Annotated in this window: 13 protein-coding genes; 5 read left to right on the top strand and 8 right to left on the bottom strand. The window is 33.7% G+C overall.

Annotated elements, in window-relative coordinates; translation table 11 throughout:
- The first annotated feature begins 216 nt into the window (after positions 1-216).
- Complete coding sequence (locus ACNQF9_RS13555; RefSeq protein WP_417990406.1) at positions 217-915, top strand: DUF1003 domain-containing protein; 699 nt, start codon at positions 217-219, stop codon at positions 913-915.
- 31 nt (positions 916-946) lie between these two features.
- Here the strand turns inward: ACNQF9_RS13555 and ACNQF9_RS13550 are convergent, their stop codons facing one another.
- Entirely contained in the window at positions 947-1,207 is a 261-nt protein-coding gene (locus tag ACNQF9_RS13550; RefSeq protein ID WP_417961421.1) for a DUF2752 domain-containing protein, read from the bottom strand.
- A 119-nt stretch (positions 1,208-1,326) separates the two neighbouring features.
- On the opposite strand from ACNQF9_RS13550, the gene ACNQF9_RS13545 reads away from it, so the two are divergent.
- Complete coding sequence (locus ACNQF9_RS13545; protein ID WP_417961419.1) at positions 1,327-1,509, top strand: hypothetical protein; 183 nt, start codon at positions 1,327-1,329, stop codon at positions 1,507-1,509.
- Positions 1,502-2,053, top strand: a complete 552-nt coding sequence (locus tag ACNQF9_RS13540) for a Smr/MutS family protein (protein ID WP_417990405.1) — start codon at positions 1,502-1,504, stop codon at positions 2,051-2,053. Before ACNQF9_RS13545 ends, ACNQF9_RS13540 begins: the two co-directional genes overlap by 8 nt.
- 125 nt (positions 2,054-2,178) lie before the next feature.
- On the opposite strand, the gene ACNQF9_RS13535 is transcribed toward ACNQF9_RS13540, so the two are convergent.
- Positions 2,179-3,123, bottom strand: a complete 945-nt coding sequence (locus tag ACNQF9_RS13535) for a hypothetical protein (RefSeq protein WP_417990404.1) — start codon at positions 3,121-3,123, stop codon at positions 2,179-2,181.
- Positions 3,124-3,316: 193 nt separating this feature from the next.
- Between ACNQF9_RS13535 and ACNQF9_RS13530 the strand changes: the two genes are divergently transcribed.
- A complete protein-coding gene (locus tag ACNQF9_RS13530) occupies positions 3,317-4,234 on the top strand; it encodes an EamA family transporter (protein ID WP_417961413.1) in 918 nt (305 codons plus the stop codon).
- Positions 4,235-4,256: 22 nt separating this feature from the next.
- Positions 4,257-5,381, top strand: coding sequence for a cysteine desulfurase family protein (locus ACNQF9_RS13525; RefSeq protein WP_417961411.1), 1,125 nt, complete (start codon positions 4,257-4,259; stop codon positions 5,379-5,381).
- 78 nt (positions 5,382-5,459) lie between these two features.
- Here ACNQF9_RS13525 and ACNQF9_RS13520 read toward each other — a convergent pair whose 3' ends face one another.
- The 6 genes from ACNQF9_RS13520 to ACNQF9_RS13495 all read right to left on the bottom strand — a co-directional run bounded on the left by ACNQF9_RS13520 (position 5,460) and on the right by ACNQF9_RS13495 (position 14,160).
- Positions 5,460-7,676 carry a glycosyltransferase gene (locus ACNQF9_RS13520; RefSeq protein ID WP_417961410.1) on the bottom strand — a complete coding sequence of 739 codons (2,217 nt, stop codon included), beginning with the start codon at positions 7,674-7,676 and terminating at the stop codon, positions 5,460-5,462.
- A gap of 12 nt (positions 7,677-7,688) precedes the next feature.
- Positions 7,689-8,726, bottom strand: a complete 1,038-nt coding sequence (locus tag ACNQF9_RS13515; RefSeq protein WP_417961408.1) for a glycoside hydrolase family 130 protein — start codon at positions 8,724-8,726, stop codon at positions 7,689-7,691.
- A 49-nt stretch (positions 8,727-8,775) separates the two neighbouring features.
- Positions 8,776-9,768, bottom strand: coding sequence for an MlaD family protein (locus ACNQF9_RS13510; protein WP_417961406.1), 993 nt, complete (start codon positions 9,766-9,768; stop codon positions 8,776-8,778).
- Positions 9,769-9,777: 9 nt separating this feature from the next.
- Positions 9,778-10,530, bottom strand: coding sequence for an ABC transporter ATP-binding protein (locus tag ACNQF9_RS13505; protein ID WP_417961404.1), 753 nt, complete (start codon positions 10,528-10,530; stop codon positions 9,778-9,780).
- A 5-nt stretch (positions 10,531-10,535) separates the two neighbouring features.
- A complete protein-coding gene (locus tag ACNQF9_RS13500; RefSeq protein WP_417961401.1) occupies positions 10,536-11,318 on the bottom strand; it encodes an MlaE family ABC transporter permease in 783 nt (260 codons plus the stop codon).
- A gap of 262 nt (positions 11,319-11,580) precedes the next feature.
- Positions 11,581-14,160, bottom strand: a complete 2,580-nt coding sequence (locus ACNQF9_RS13495; RefSeq protein ID WP_417990403.1) for a cation-translocating P-type ATPase — start codon at positions 14,158-14,160, stop codon at positions 11,581-11,583.
- Position 14,161 lies beyond the last annotated feature (1 nt).

Below are 14,161 nucleotides of genomic sequence, written 5' to 3'. Positions count from 1 at the left end.
ATTGAACTATTTTGAATTAATTCTTTCATAAATACAAAGCTAGCTTGTTTATTTAGACACTTTTTTAAATAAATTGTTATAAAATGAAATGGTTATTGTCATTTATCTTTTTAAGATAAAAAAGGTACTCCATAACTATTTTATTTTCAATGTATAGGGACCTATAATTAGTTTTGATGAAAGTGTTTTTTTAAATTAGCGCACAAAAAACAAACTATGAAGTCCAAAACTACTTTTATAAGTGATATTTCTAAAAAAGAATTCCCCATTGCGGATAAAATATCGGCTAAATCAATTAGAAATCCTCTTTTGGCACTCATGCAAAATGACGTTCCTGATTTTGATGAGTCTAGGTTTTTAGCGATTGGGGAATTGAACCTGTATCGTGAAAAATACATATCTAATTATTTATTAGTCGAAATAGGAGAATTGTCAAATTTGGAAACAAAAGTAATTGGATCTTTAACCAAAGATAAGTCGTTAGTTAGTGATGTAGAAGATGAAATTGGTACTCGAACCGTAGGTCAGAAAGTAGCGGATAACGTTGCTGCTTTTGGCGGAAGCTGGAAATTTATAATTCTCTTTGGAGTATTTATTTTGTTGTGGATTTTAGCTAATATTTATATTCTGATGGATAAAGGTTTTGATCCTTATCCATTTATTTTATTGAATTTAATACTGTCTTGTCTTGCTGCTCTTCAAGCGCCGGTAATTATGATGAGTCAAAATCGCCAAGAAGAAAAAGATAGGGAAAGAGCCAAAAAGGATTATATGATCAATCTTAAATCCGAACTTGAGATTAGAATGCTACATGAAAAACTAGATCATCTCATAATGCATCAACAAGAAGAATTAATAGAAATTCAGAAAGTTCAAATTGAGATGATGGGCGATATTCTATCAAGAATTAAATAATATTTTAGTTTTATAACTGTAAACGGACTGTTTAGTAATGTTTGAAAAAATAACCTGCGATCATAAAAACACCATTAATGATAGCGGAACTAAGAAGGATTTTTTTATAATTCCTAGTTGAATCTAAGAAATTCAAACCTAGTATTCCAAGAAAAATTAATGTGGTAAATATAGCCGGATACATTTTAAAAGCTCCAGAAAAATCACCTTGTAAAAGTAGTAAAAGACCTCTTTGAAAACCACAGCCCAAACACTCTAATCCGAAGAGCGTCTTGCTTAGACAAGGGAGCATGTATTTTTTTAAATCCAATGGTTTTTCTTTTTACAATTTTACGAAAAAATAACAAACAGTTTTATAATAAATTAGAGCAATTTTAAATTCATTACTTTTGTCCTCTGATATTTTAAAAGATGAAAAAGTTTATTATTCCCATAATGATTGTTGCTATCACTGTTGCTTTGTATGAGCAGGTGAGCGCGAAAAAAAACGTGTATATAATGATTGTTGCAATTGTAGTTTTTATGATTGGAATGATGCAGTTGAGTGCTAAGATACCAAGTAAAAATCAAGATAAAGAAGAAGAAAATGTTTAACAAAGGAGATAAGGTTTCTGTACTTGACGAAGCTATGAATGGGATAGTGTTATCAGTCAAGGATAAACAAATTACGATAGAAACGGAGGATGGTTTTATGATGACATTTTTAGTCAACGAGTTGGTTAAGATTAACGATTCCAGTAATTTAATGGATTCTATTAGAAGAATTAATGTAGATGAAATCTCAAAGGAGAAAGAGATGCCAAAACCCAGAAGTTTTGTCAAAGAACGCAAGGATAAACACGAAGTTGCGGCTCCAGAGTTTGATTTGCACATCGAAAAATTGGTACCGAATAAACGTGGCATGTCAAATTATGATATCCTGACTTTACAAACCGAGACGGCAAAACGGCACATTGAATTTGCCATTCGCAATCGCATTCCTAAAATTGTTTTTATTCACGGTGTGGGGGAAGGAATCCTAAAAGCGGAGCTTGATTTTTTATTAGGCAGGTACGATAACATCGCTTTTCAAGAAGGTAATTATCAAAAATATGGTCAAGGGGCGACAGAAGTATTTATCAAGCAAAGTGCCATGTAAGTCCTTTATTAATGTTTTAAAATTCTCTAAAAAGGTTTAATTTTAAATGATTTTTATTTAAAATTAGACCTTTTTTAGATTAAAAAAATATTTATTTATCTCAAATTTTATATCTTTTTTTGGTGTTAATTTGTGGTTAATAAGTCCCCATAAATGTAATTATCGCCTAAGTTAAAATCGCTGTTTCCTTTCCTCATTTTTACTTTTTTGAGTACTACGGTATGTTTAAATCCGTTTCCAAAAGCAGTAGTTGTAACTTCAATTAGGCCACTACTATTTGCTACGCCAGCCACTCCAATCCATTCTTCAGTTATTACTGGTGTCGTTGGAAAAGTAGTATTGCAAAAATAAGCATCAGTTAGTAAACCAGAAAATAATCGATACGTAAGCTTGTTTTTTGTATCACTTATCAATCCTGTTCGAGGAGTATTTAATGGTGTTGCTTGATTCACTATCAGCGTTGCATCAACATCCAGAATGAGTGCTTCGCTACTGTTATAATCATACAATTGTTTAGAACCATTGCATTGTTCCAGCGTTTTGTTAAAAGAAAATGGTAATGGCGTAGCTGGGATTAAATAGTCTCCAAAAGGGAATGTCTCATACACTTGAGTCCCATTTCCTTTATCAAATGTTATATTTTTAAAGGTTATGTTATGATTATAGCCCGTAATTTTGGTACTGTTGTCCGTTTCATTTGTAGTTTTTACAGCGGTTGTATTTATTATGATTTTTCCACCTGTAGCACTCCATTGTCCAGTAACAATAGGTGTAGCCGGAGGGATGGATTCACAAATAGTAGCGGTAGTTACAGGACCATTGTAAAAGCGATAAATAACACGATTTGAACTGCTTATGTTGATTTCTTGCGCAATTGTTTCTGTTGGTAAAACGACTCCATTTGCTTCAAAAATAAGTGCTTCACTATCTTTCAATTTATAGATGATATTGTTTGTATTGCAATTTTGGGTACTAACATTTTCAAAATTGATGTCTTCCTGAATTAAATCTCCATCATCACAACCATTTAGGAACAAAGTAAAAAACAACAGGCCTAAGATTTTTTTCATTTTATAAAATTTATAACAAAAATAGAATTTTTAATTTGTTCCAAATACATTACCGTTTAAAAATAGATTATTTAACAAGATATTGTTTTTTTGAATTTCGTTAAAACATCAAAAAAATAATGAAGATACTTTGAAATCAAGGTATTTTAAAGCAAATAGAAATCTGTATATTTGTATCAATTTAATACTGTTCATGAGACTTAACAAATATTATTCAGCTGCTTTTCTAGCTTTCTTTGTCTGGGGTTTTTTTAGTTTTGCTTTAAAACCGTTGCATAATTATCCTTCGTTAGATATTTTATTTTACCGTGTGTTTTTTAGTGTAATTACAATGGTATTGATCAATGTTATTTTTCGAAGAAAAGTGATGAGACAAAATTGGAATCATTTTAAAAAGAGCTCTCCTAAGCAGCAAAAAAATGTTGCTTTACTGACACTTGGAGGTGGTGTATTCCTTTCCTCAAATTGGTTTGTTTACATTTATGTGATGAATCATGTTAGTGTAAATGCGGCTTCGTTGGCCTACTTAATTTGTCCAATTGTCACAACTGTTTTTGCCTTTTTCATGTTAAAAGAAACACTGAGCAAATGGCAATGGATTGCTGTTGCAATCAGTATTTTTAGTTGTATTTTGTTGTCATTAAATCATTTTCAAGATATATTTTATAGTCTTATTACGGCAGCAACTTATGCATTGTATTTAGTAAGTCAACGAAAAAACAATGAATTGGATAAATTCCTGAGCCTTACGATTCAATTAATTTTTACAGCAGTTGTACTGCTCCCTTTTTATCCAAAATACAGCGGAGTAATGCCCGTCGAGCCCCTTTTTTATAGCTGTATGTTTATGATTGTTGTCTTTTTTACCATTATACCATTGTTTTTAAATCTCTATGCGCTTAAAGGAATCAATTCTTCAGCGGTAGGAATTATGATTTACATTAACCCTATTATTAATTTTGTACTTGCCATATTTTATTACAATGAGCAAGTAAGTTCCCTTCAATTGCTTTCTTATTTCCTAATTTTGGTTTCAATAGTCGTTTTTAACGAAAAAATAGTCTTTTCCAGAAAATCAAAAGTTGCCACAGCAGAAATAGAAGGGTTATAATAATTTTATAATTTAAAAAACAATGAAAAAAGTATATCTAGATAACGCTTCTACAACTACGCTTCGAGCCGAAGTGATTCAAGAAATGACCAAAGTATTGACTGAAGATTATGGAAATCCGTCGTCTACCCACAGTTTAGGCCGTGGTGCTAAAAATATTTTGGAGCTTTCCAGAAAATCAATTGCAAAACATTTGAATACAACTGCACAGGAAATTATTTTTACTTCTTGTGGTACCGAAGCTAATAATTGGATTCTTCGGTCTGCTGTAAAAGACTTGCAAGTAAAACGGATTATAACCAGTAAAATTGAGCATCATGCGGTTTTACACACCGTTTTAGTATTAGAAAAAGAGTACGGTATTCAGGTTGATTATGTGGCAGTAAAATCTAATGGTGAAATTGATATCACTGATTTAGTGGAATTACTTTCGCAGGAAAAGAAAACATTAGTTAGCTTGATGCATGTAAATAATGAGATAGGTACCATTTTAGATTTGCAACGAATTGCGCGTATTTGTGAAGAACACAATGTTTTATTCCATTCAGATACGGTACAGTCTATTGGTAAAACAGCCATCGATTTGCAGCATTTAACAGTTGATTTTATAGTTGCCAGTGCTCATAAATTTCACGGACCAAAAGGAGTTGGGTTTGCATTTATTCGAAAGAATTCAGGATTACAACCTTTATTCTTTGGTGGAGAACAAGAAAAGGGATTGCGTGCAGGAACCGAGGCATTGCATCAAATAGCAGGCATGGCAAAAGCACTGGAACTTTCGTACAGCAATTTAGAAACGGAGCGCAGCCATATTTCCAACTTGCGCAGCTATTTAATTACGCAACTAGAAATTGAATTTCCAGGTTTTGAAATTAATGGGAGTAGCGATGGATTCTACACCGTATTAAATGTTTTATTGCCTTTTTCAGAAGATAAAACGGCTATGATTCTATTTCATTTAGATATGAAAGGAATTGCAGTTTCCCGAGGAAGCGCTTGTCAATCTGGGAGTATAAAGCCTTCGCATGTTTTAGCCGAAATGCTTTCGAATGAAGATTTAAAGAAGCCCAGTTTACGCATTTCTTTTAGTCACTATAATACAAAAGAAGAAATTGACGTACTTATTGCTGCCTTGAAAGCAATATAAAAAAATCTGCTGTAAGGCAGATTTTTTGTGGTATTTAAATTCTCATTCATTTTGTTTTGGACGTTTTATTGAATTTTTTTAGGCATATTTTTCCATAATTAAGCGTGCTTTAAAAAAACACAAGGTAGATTCCGCCCCTTGATTGATGTTAATGTGTTTGTCTTCTAATCCATCGTAAGAAGCTCCGTTTTCAGGATTATACATGATTTGTTTCAAGTGGTTGTTACCTAAAAACCATATAAAAGCCAGCTTCAATTGGTCTTTATATTTTTGATTTAATGTTAATTCATAAAATAGATCCAATGCTATTATGGTTGTTGCTACTTCAATAGGTTGTTCCCCATAAAATACTCTTTCATTTTGTTTCTTGAACCAACCTCGGTTCGAAATTACTTTTAATTGCCCTTTCATAAAATAATGGGAAAGCAGAAAATCAAATGTAATGAGCGCAATTTTTTTATATTTCGGGTTTTTTGTTACTAAATAACTATACATCATAGCTTCTGGCAAGACATTATTGGCATACGTCATATAATCTTCATACCAACACCAATTCTCGGCTGAATTGATTTTATAGTGACGTAAAAGTTCGTCAGCAAGTTTTTCAATATGACTTTTTGCTACTACATCTTTGTAGGTTTCATGATATAGGTAAAGCCCTTTTAAAGCATAGGCTATTGCTCTTGGAGATTTAAAATTATCAATTTTTTGTATTGCTTTATCCCAGCATTTTACAGCTTTATGGATCATGTCTAACGGTAAATTTTGTCTATGAGAAATAACAGTTCCTAAACTCCATAATGCTCTTCCATTGGCATCTTCAAGATTTACTTCACCATTTTGTTTGGTTAGTTGATTGTCAAAATCTTTATAATTGTCAAACCAGCCATCTTGTTGTTGTATTCCTTCAACAAAACTAAGGTAGGTATTGGCTAATTTTAAGGTCTCTTTATCTGGAAAGGCTTTGTTATACATAACCATATTGATTAATGCTCTTGCATTATCGTCCAGAGTATATCCAGATTCAGGGTCTGGCTGACTGAATTTTGAAAACTGTAAAATACCAAAATTTGTGGTCATTTTTTTAATATGATCTAACTTTATGGGCGGAAAATTAAATCTCAAATCATCTTCTCTATTAGTTAATTGATCAAATAGTAGACGGTATTGTATGGCAATATTCTCCCAGTTTGTGGCACGAGCCATAGAAAAAGCATTTTTGCCCATCGCTATTCGTTGTTCTTTATTTTCAATAAGGTAAAGAATCGCTTTTTCAAATTCTTTTGGATTATCGAAACTTTTTAACAGAATTCCATTACCATCTATCAGTGATTCTACTGCATGAGGAATAGGGGTAGAAATTACTGTACAACCACTACTCATAGCATATGCGAAGGTTCCGCTGACTGCTTGATTAGGGTCTTTGGATGAGAATAAATAAATTTCGGAAAGTGTCAAAAATTCTAATAATTGGACTAAGTGCAGATACTCATTAATAAAAACAACATTGTTTTCGAGATGGAGTTCTTTGACAATAGAGGTAAGGGTATTACGGTATTTTTCTCCCTCATTTTTTATAACTTCAGGATGTGTTTTGCCAATAACCAGATAAAGTACTTCGGGGTATTGTGCTACAATGTTTGGTAGTGCGCGCAATACGGTTTCTATACCTTTGTTTTCGCTGATCAGTCCAAAAGTTGAAAGCACTATTTTATTTTTAAATCCATATCTGTGTTTTAATACTTTTTTTTGCTCCCAGAGCACCGTATGATTCCCATGAGGAATAACCATGGTTTTAGCCTCAACACATTTATAATGGTCTGTCAAAATTTCTTTTGATTTTTTAGTCAATACAACAACTTTATCGGATAAATCAGCAATGGCAAAAACAACTTTTTTTCTTTTATCATCGGGATTAGGCAACACGGTATGAAAAACAGTTACAATGGGTTTGTTCAGAGCTAATATAAACGAGAGTATGTAATCACCATATTCTCCTTTAAAAAGTCCAAATTCATGCTGAATACAAACCAATCCAATATCGTTTCTTTCATTTATTTTTTCGGCAACCAACCTGTAATGTACTAAAGAGTCTACAGGTAAAATATAGCTGACTTCTTCATTAAATTTGAATTCTTGATTCTTGTTTTGCAAAGCGCATACTTCAACAGGAAGTGTGTCGCCAAATACAACAGCTATTGCATTGACAATATCATTAGTAAAAGTTGCTATTCCACATTCTCTCGGCGGATAGGAGCTTACAATTAGCATTTTTATTCCTTTCTCGAATTTCATATCGTTACTTTTTTAAGGTTGTTTTCTTAATTCAAGAAGTAATTCATTGAGATCTACTTTTGCAACAGCAATTTGCTTATCAGCCACACCGTAATAAATGTAAAGGTCATTCCCAAATAATGCATGACCAGTTGGGAAAACAATAGTACTTACTTCACCTTCTATTTCCCATTGTTTTGTGGGAGAAAATAATGGAACGGGTAATCGTGTAATTTCAATTTTCGGATTATCCAATTGCAACAAAGCAGCTTTAGCATGATATACTTTTCCTTTTATTGTTTCTTGTACTCCATGATAAATGAGCAGCCATCCATATTCAGTTTCTATAGGCGGTCCACCAGCGCCAATATATTTTACTTCAAAAATATCCTTCGGATCTAGTACAATATGATCCACCAAATTAGTGAGATATTCTTTCCAAAAGGATTCTGTTAAATCACTCCAATTCTCAAATTCTACAATTTGAATTCCGGGCCAAATTCGATGCAGCATCACAAATTTTCCATTTATCTTTCTTGGGAATAGAACTACATCTTTGTCTCTGAGCAATCTGAATTCATCAGCTACTAAACCTATTTGAGCAAAAAGATTGTAATATTGATGGTATTTTGGATTTAGTTTATTCCTGTCACAACAGTTTACAAAATTTTCATATTCTTGGTAATTAACTTGAGGAGTAATAATACCATGCTTTTCAAAATGAATTAAATCCTTTGATGTTGCTAGAGCACCCATTGCATTAACTCCATCATAGGCAGTGTAAGTTATATAATAGGTATCTTCAATTTTTACAATACGTGCATCTTCCACTCCATGTTTCTCATAGTCAAAATCTCTGGTGATCAAGGGTTTTTCGTTGCGTTCAATAACCTTCATTGGACCTTCAGTTTTAGCATAGCCTATCGTGGAGAAATTACCCTGTTCTACCGCGCGGTATAAAATATGAATGGTATCTCCTTCTTGATAAATTCCGGGATTAAATACACCATTATTTTCAAATTGCTTGTCAGTAGGACCCATTAATACTCCTAATTTTTCAATTGAAATCATTGTTTTAATGTCTTTTAGGTGGTTATATATGCACGTTTATTGCTGAAACTTATTTTTTTCGTTCTTCTTTTTGTTGTTCTTTTAATTCTTCTTTTTTTTGTTTTTTAAAGTAGCCCCTGAATAAAAAATTGTGTTTCAAAGCTTCTAAATTTTCATTCAATCTAAAACTTGCTTGGTTAATATTAATTATTGTCGAATCAATTTTTCGAACCAATTTTGGATCATTCGACAGGTAATTGATAGCCCCTTTTCCTTCTTTGATGTTTACAATTGTTGAGTTGAGATTTCGGACTACTTTATCTATTTCGAAACTAGTTTTGTCTAAGTTTTTGACTAATGTTCTAATATTATTGGCTACACTTGTATCTTTCAAAACACCAATTACATTATCTTTATTTTCTAAGGAAGAAATAATTCTATTTAATTTAATTACTGATTCAGAACTCCCTTTTCCAGTAATTTTTAAATACTGAATAGTTTGTTTCAAATCCTTGGCCAAAGAAGAATCTTTAATTAATAAACCCACGGTCCCTTTGCCTTGTGTTATTTCATTTGTTATTTTTAGTAAATCCTCTGTCAGTAGTGCTGCATTTTTATTGGTCTTGCCCAGTGTATTCAGCATATCATCAGTACGAATGCGGTTCAATGACTCGATTTCGTCTCCCTCCATTACTGATGGAGCCACTTCTTTTCCAGGAATAATATTGATAATCATATTTCCTACCAGACCATCGGAACCTATAGTGGCAATTGCATTTTTTCGGATGTGAGGAAAAATAGTGTTGTCAATCAGCATATCTACTTTAATAGCAGTATCATTAACCATTTCTATAGCTCGTACTGTTCCAACATTTATTCCCGAATAGCGCACATTATTACCAAGTTGTAAACCGCTCACATTATTAAAAACCGCTGATAAATGACTTGTTTTCCCAAACATTTGTTGCTTATCTCCAATAAAATATACTGCTAGCACAAATAGCGTTAACCCGATTATGACAAAAAGTCCGAGACGTAATTTTTGTGATGTCGTTTTTTCCATTTTTTATTTTCATTTAAAGAAAGCTTGTACTTTTGGATCGGTTGAGACATACAACTCTTCAAAAGTGCCTTCGATATAATTGAAGCCATCAACTAATAGAATCATTCGGTTCGATATCATTCTTGCGCAGTCCACATCATGGGTGATAATTATGGCTGAGGTATTATATTTTTGCTGAATAGACATCATTAACAACAAGATTTCTTTTGCAGTAATGGGGTCTAGCCCAGTGGTAGGTTCGTCATAAAGAATTATTTTTGGTTGCAGTATTAATGTTCTTGCTAAAGCAATTCGCCTTTTCATTCCACCGGACAATTCTTCGGGCATTAAATTAATGGTATGTGCCAGTCCTACGTTTTCTAATGCTTCCATCACCAGTGGTGTGGTATCTTTAATAACTCCAAACTTTTTTTTGTGACGCCGCAATGGAAATTCCAGATTTTCTCGGACCGTCATCGAATCATAAAGGGCGCTTCCCTGAAAAAGAAACCCAACTTCAGTCCGTAAATCGTCAAGTTCTTCTCTATCCAGTTCCCTTATGTCTTTTCCCATTACAAGGATAGAGCCGCTGTCTGGTTGTTCCAACCCAATCAAGCATTTTATCATCACTGATTTTCCAGAACCGGATTTGCCCATAATAACCAGATTTTCTCCTTCGTTCAGCACCATATTAAAACCATCTAAAACAGAAGTGTCACCATAGCTTTTTCGTAAGTCTCTGATTTCAATAATTCGGTTTTCATATGGTGTAGTGGTACTCATAAGCCTTATAGATCATAAAATATATCGGTAACAAAAACAGCAACAAAGTCAATAATAAAAAGTAGCATTGAGGTAAAAACAACTGCTGAGTTAGCCGCTAAACCCACACCTGCAGTCCCTTTTTTGCAATAATATCCTTTGTAACAACCCACAATCCCGATGGCAAAACCAAAAAAGAATGTTTTAATTGTAGCAGGTATCAAATCACCAAATTCCAGTGCTTCAAAAACTTGATTGTAATACAGTAAAAAGGATACCCTTCCTTTAACATTTTCTACTAGAAAAGAACCAAAAATTGCAATTGCATCTCCAAAAAAAACCAAAATAGGCAACATAAAAGTAGTAGCCAGTACACGTGTTACCACTAAATATTTAAAAGGATTGGTACCAGAAACTTCCATTGCATCAATTTGTTCCGTAACCCGCATTGACCCTAATTCAGCACCAATTCCGGAACCAATACGTCCCGCACAAATTAAAGCAGTAATAATAGGTCCAATTTCTCGAATCAGTGAAATACTTACCATAGATGGCATCCAAGAAACAGCACCAAATTCTTGCAACGTGGGACGCGATTGAAGTGTAAACACTAATCCAATTATAAATCCAGTTACTGCAACAAGAAGCAAAGAACGATTTCCCATATTAAAACATTGTCTTAAAAACTCTTTGAACTCTGTAGGATGTTTAAAAGTTTCTTTAAAAAAACGACCCGTAAAATAGGAAAGTTCACCAATTTCAAGCAAAAAAACCTTGAATAATGTAGTTATTTTAGAAATTGTATTCATAAAAAAATGAATTAGATTTAACAGAAAATAGCCACTCAAATATACATAATTATTTGTCTGATTGTCAGTAGTTAAAGCTGTTGTTTGGCTATTTTTTTTATAGTTTTGTCGATAAAAAATCGATTTAGAAAAACAGAACTGCTTTTTGAATCGTTTTTTAGTTTCACCATACAAGAGCTTACTATTTTTAATATCTTTTTTTGTTAGAATAGATAATAAAATTAAAGTGATGATATTAAGTTTTTTTTAAATGTGTTTCATCCTATTCTTTCTTTTTGATCCATTTTTCTATTTCTCCTGCCCAGAATACAATACTCGATACCGCTAACGTTAACAACAGTTCATATAAAGTTAGGGGCTGTGTTTTGAAAATCTCATTGAAGAAAGGGATGTAAATAATCATAAACTGCAGCGAAACAGTGATTACTAAAGCTCCAACCATGGGTTTGTTGGAGAAAAAGCCAATTTTAAAAATAGAATCGCGTCTGGAACGAATTACCATTACATGCCCCAACTGACTAAAACAAAGCACTGTAAAAGCCATAGTTTGCCAATGGGTGTTTGTTAATTGTATGGCATAAGCCTGCATTCCAATGGTGACAACACCCATTAAAAACCCGACCCACAGAATATGCAGCCCCATACCATTAGAAAAAATATTCTCTGCTGGATTTCGGGGTTTTCTTTTCATTATATTCTCTTCAGACGGTTCCGATGCTAGTGCTAGTCCCGGTAAACCATCAGTGACTAAATTGATCCATAGAATGTGAATGGCTAATAAAGGAATGGGTAATCCAAAGAGAGGGGCTAAGAATATCGCCCATATTTCGCCTGAATTTCCTGTCATGATGTATTTTATGAATTTTAGGATATTATCAAATATTTTCCTGCCATGTTTGACTGCAATTATAATAGTAGCAAAATTATCATCAAGTAAAATCATGTGTGAGGCTTCTTTAGAAACTTCTGTACCATTAATTCCCATTGCAATACCGATATCAGCATTTTTAAGCGCAGGCGCATCATTTACGCCATCCCCTGTCATGGCGACAAAATGATTTTTAGATTGTAAGGCATTAATAATTCTTAATTTTTGTTCTGGGTTAACGCGGGCATAGACCCGAACTTTCTCTACTATTTCTATAAATTCAATTTGAGTTAATTCTGATAATTCAGAACCCGTCAGGACTAGATCTTCCTCGGAAGAAATAATTCCCAGTTTTTGGGCAATAGCCTTTGCAGTAAGTTTATGATCGCCCGTGATCATCACCGGAATGATACCCGCTTCTTTACATTCCGAAACTGCATGTCTTGCTTCCTCACGAGGTGGGTCAATCATTCCAACGAAACCTACAAGGGTTAAATTTGTTTCTATTTCGTTTGAATCCAAATTTTCCGGTAAGGAGGAAAGCGTTTTCATGGCATATCCCAAAACCCGATAGCCTTTCTCTGCCATTTCATTGGCTTTACGTTCAAATTCAGGAATAAGTGATTTTTGATCGGCATTCAGTTTACCAAGCAGTACTTCTACAGCTCCTTTTGTGATTACCAAAATTTGATTATCAGAATTTTGGATCTGATGCATTGTAGTCATGCACTTTCTCTTGGAATCAAAGGGGAGTTCTGCTATTCGTGGAAAGGTAATTTCTAAATCAGGACGGTTTAAATTTTTATCGGAAGCATATTGTACCAAGGCAACTTCGGTAGAATCGCCAAGCCATTTTCCGTTATCTCCTTTTGAGACATCATTATTTAAAGCTATTAGAAGCAGCAGTCTGTTATTTTTTTCAAAAACAGCGTTGTATTTTATCTCTGACGCTTCAAAAATTTCTTGGACAGCCATTTTATTTACCGTCAGTGTGCCTGTTTTGTCAGAACAAATGTAGGTAACGGAGCCAAGTGTTTCCACTGCTGGTAATTTACGAATAAGTGCCTTGTTTTTTGCTAATTTCTTAGCGCCAAAGGCTAAGGCGATAGTTACTAATGCTGGTAAAGCTTCTGGGATGGCAGCAACTGCAAGCGAAATAGAAGTAATCAGCATCGTTAGGATTGATTCTCCCCGCAGCCATCCGATACAGAAAATGACAGTGCAGATAATAAGAATGATTACTGACAATCGTTTGCCGAAGGCGGTTAATCTTTTTTGTAAAGGCGTCGTGTTTTCATCAATTTGGATCATTTTAGCAATATGGCCCAATTCTGTTTTCATTCCTGTTGCCACGACATAACCAAGGCCACGGCCATTAGTAATTGAAGTTCCTTTGAATCCCATATTCACCTGGTCACCAAGTACGTATTTCCCTTTAGGGAGTTCTTCCGTACATTTCTCTACATTGTTTGATTCACCCGTTAGGGCTGATTCATCAACTTTTATTTGATGAGTTTCAAAAAAACGAATATCTGCCGGTATAACATTGCCTGCTTCGATTACCACAACATCACCAGGTACAATATCCGAAGCGGGAATGCGTATCGTTTTTCCTTCCCGTAAAATATAAGTGTGGTTTGCTACCATATTTTTCAGGGCTTCCATTGCTTTTTCTGCTCGATATTCTTGAAAGAATCCCACCGCAGCATTAATTATAATGATAGCAAGAATAATGATAGTATCAGTAATGTCGCCTATTATGCCCGAAATAATTGCTGCTGCAATGAGAATAAGAATCATAAAATCAGATAATTGGCATAAAATCATCTGAAAAACACTCTTTTTTTTTGTATCGTCAATTTGATTTTTCCCATGTTCACGCATACGTTTTGATGCCGTTTCCTCATCAAGACCACTTGGTGTTGTATTTAACAACTGGATTATTTCGGATAGCGGGAGTAAATGCCAGTTCATG

Origin of the sequence: Flavobacterium amylolyticum (assembly GCF_048284335.1) — a bacterium.
Classification (GTDB): Bacteria; Bacteroidota; Bacteroidia; order Flavobacteriales; family Flavobacteriaceae; genus Flavobacterium.
The sequence above is the reverse complement of the archived record's forward strand: the minus strand, read 5'-3'. Positions and strand labels throughout refer to the sequence as shown.

Excerpts from the sequence above, each read along its gene's own strand:
- ACNQF9_RS13555 (WP_417990406.1), top strand. The coding sequence starts at position 217 with ATGAAGTCCAAAACTACTTTTATAAGTGATATTTCTAAAAAAGAATTC.
- ACNQF9_RS13550 (WP_417961421.1), bottom strand. The coding sequence starts at position 1,207 with ATGCTCCCTTGTCTAAGCAAGACGCTCTTCGGATTAGAGTGTTTGGGC.
- ACNQF9_RS13545 (WP_417961419.1), top strand. The coding sequence starts at position 1,327 with ATGAAAAAGTTTATTATTCCCATAATGATTGTTGCTATCACTGTTGCT.
- ACNQF9_RS13540 (WP_417990405.1), top strand. The coding sequence starts at position 1,502 with ATGTTTAACAAAGGAGATAAGGTTTCTGTACTTGACGAAGCTATGAAT.
- ACNQF9_RS13535 (WP_417990404.1), bottom strand. The coding sequence starts at position 3,123 with ATGAAAAAAATCTTAGGCCTGTTGTTTTTTACTTTGTTCCTAAATGGT.
- ACNQF9_RS13530 (WP_417961413.1), top strand. The coding sequence starts at position 3,317 with ATGAGACTTAACAAATATTATTCAGCTGCTTTTCTAGCTTTCTTTGTC.
- ACNQF9_RS13525 (WP_417961411.1), top strand. The coding sequence starts at position 4,257 with ATGAAAAAAGTATATCTAGATAACGCTTCTACAACTACGCTTCGAGCC.
- ACNQF9_RS13520 (WP_417961410.1), bottom strand. The coding sequence starts at position 7,676 with ATGAAATTCGAGAAAGGAATAAAAATGCTAATTGTAAGCTCCTATCCG.
- ACNQF9_RS13515 (WP_417961408.1), bottom strand. The coding sequence starts at position 8,726 with ATGATTTCAATTGAAAAATTAGGAGTATTAATGGGTCCTACTGACAAG.
- ACNQF9_RS13510 (WP_417961406.1), bottom strand. The coding sequence starts at position 9,768 with ATGGAAAAAACGACATCACAAAAATTACGTCTCGGACTTTTTGTCATA.
- ACNQF9_RS13505 (WP_417961404.1), bottom strand. The coding sequence starts at position 10,530 with ATGAGTACCACTACACCATATGAAAACCGAATTATTGAAATCAGAGAC.
- ACNQF9_RS13500 (WP_417961401.1), bottom strand. The coding sequence starts at position 11,318 with ATGAATACAATTTCTAAAATAACTACATTATTCAAGGTTTTTTTGCTT.
- ACNQF9_RS13495 (WP_417990403.1), bottom strand. The coding sequence starts at position 14,160 with ATGAACTGGCATTTACTCCCGCTATCCGAAATAATCCAGTTGTTAAAT.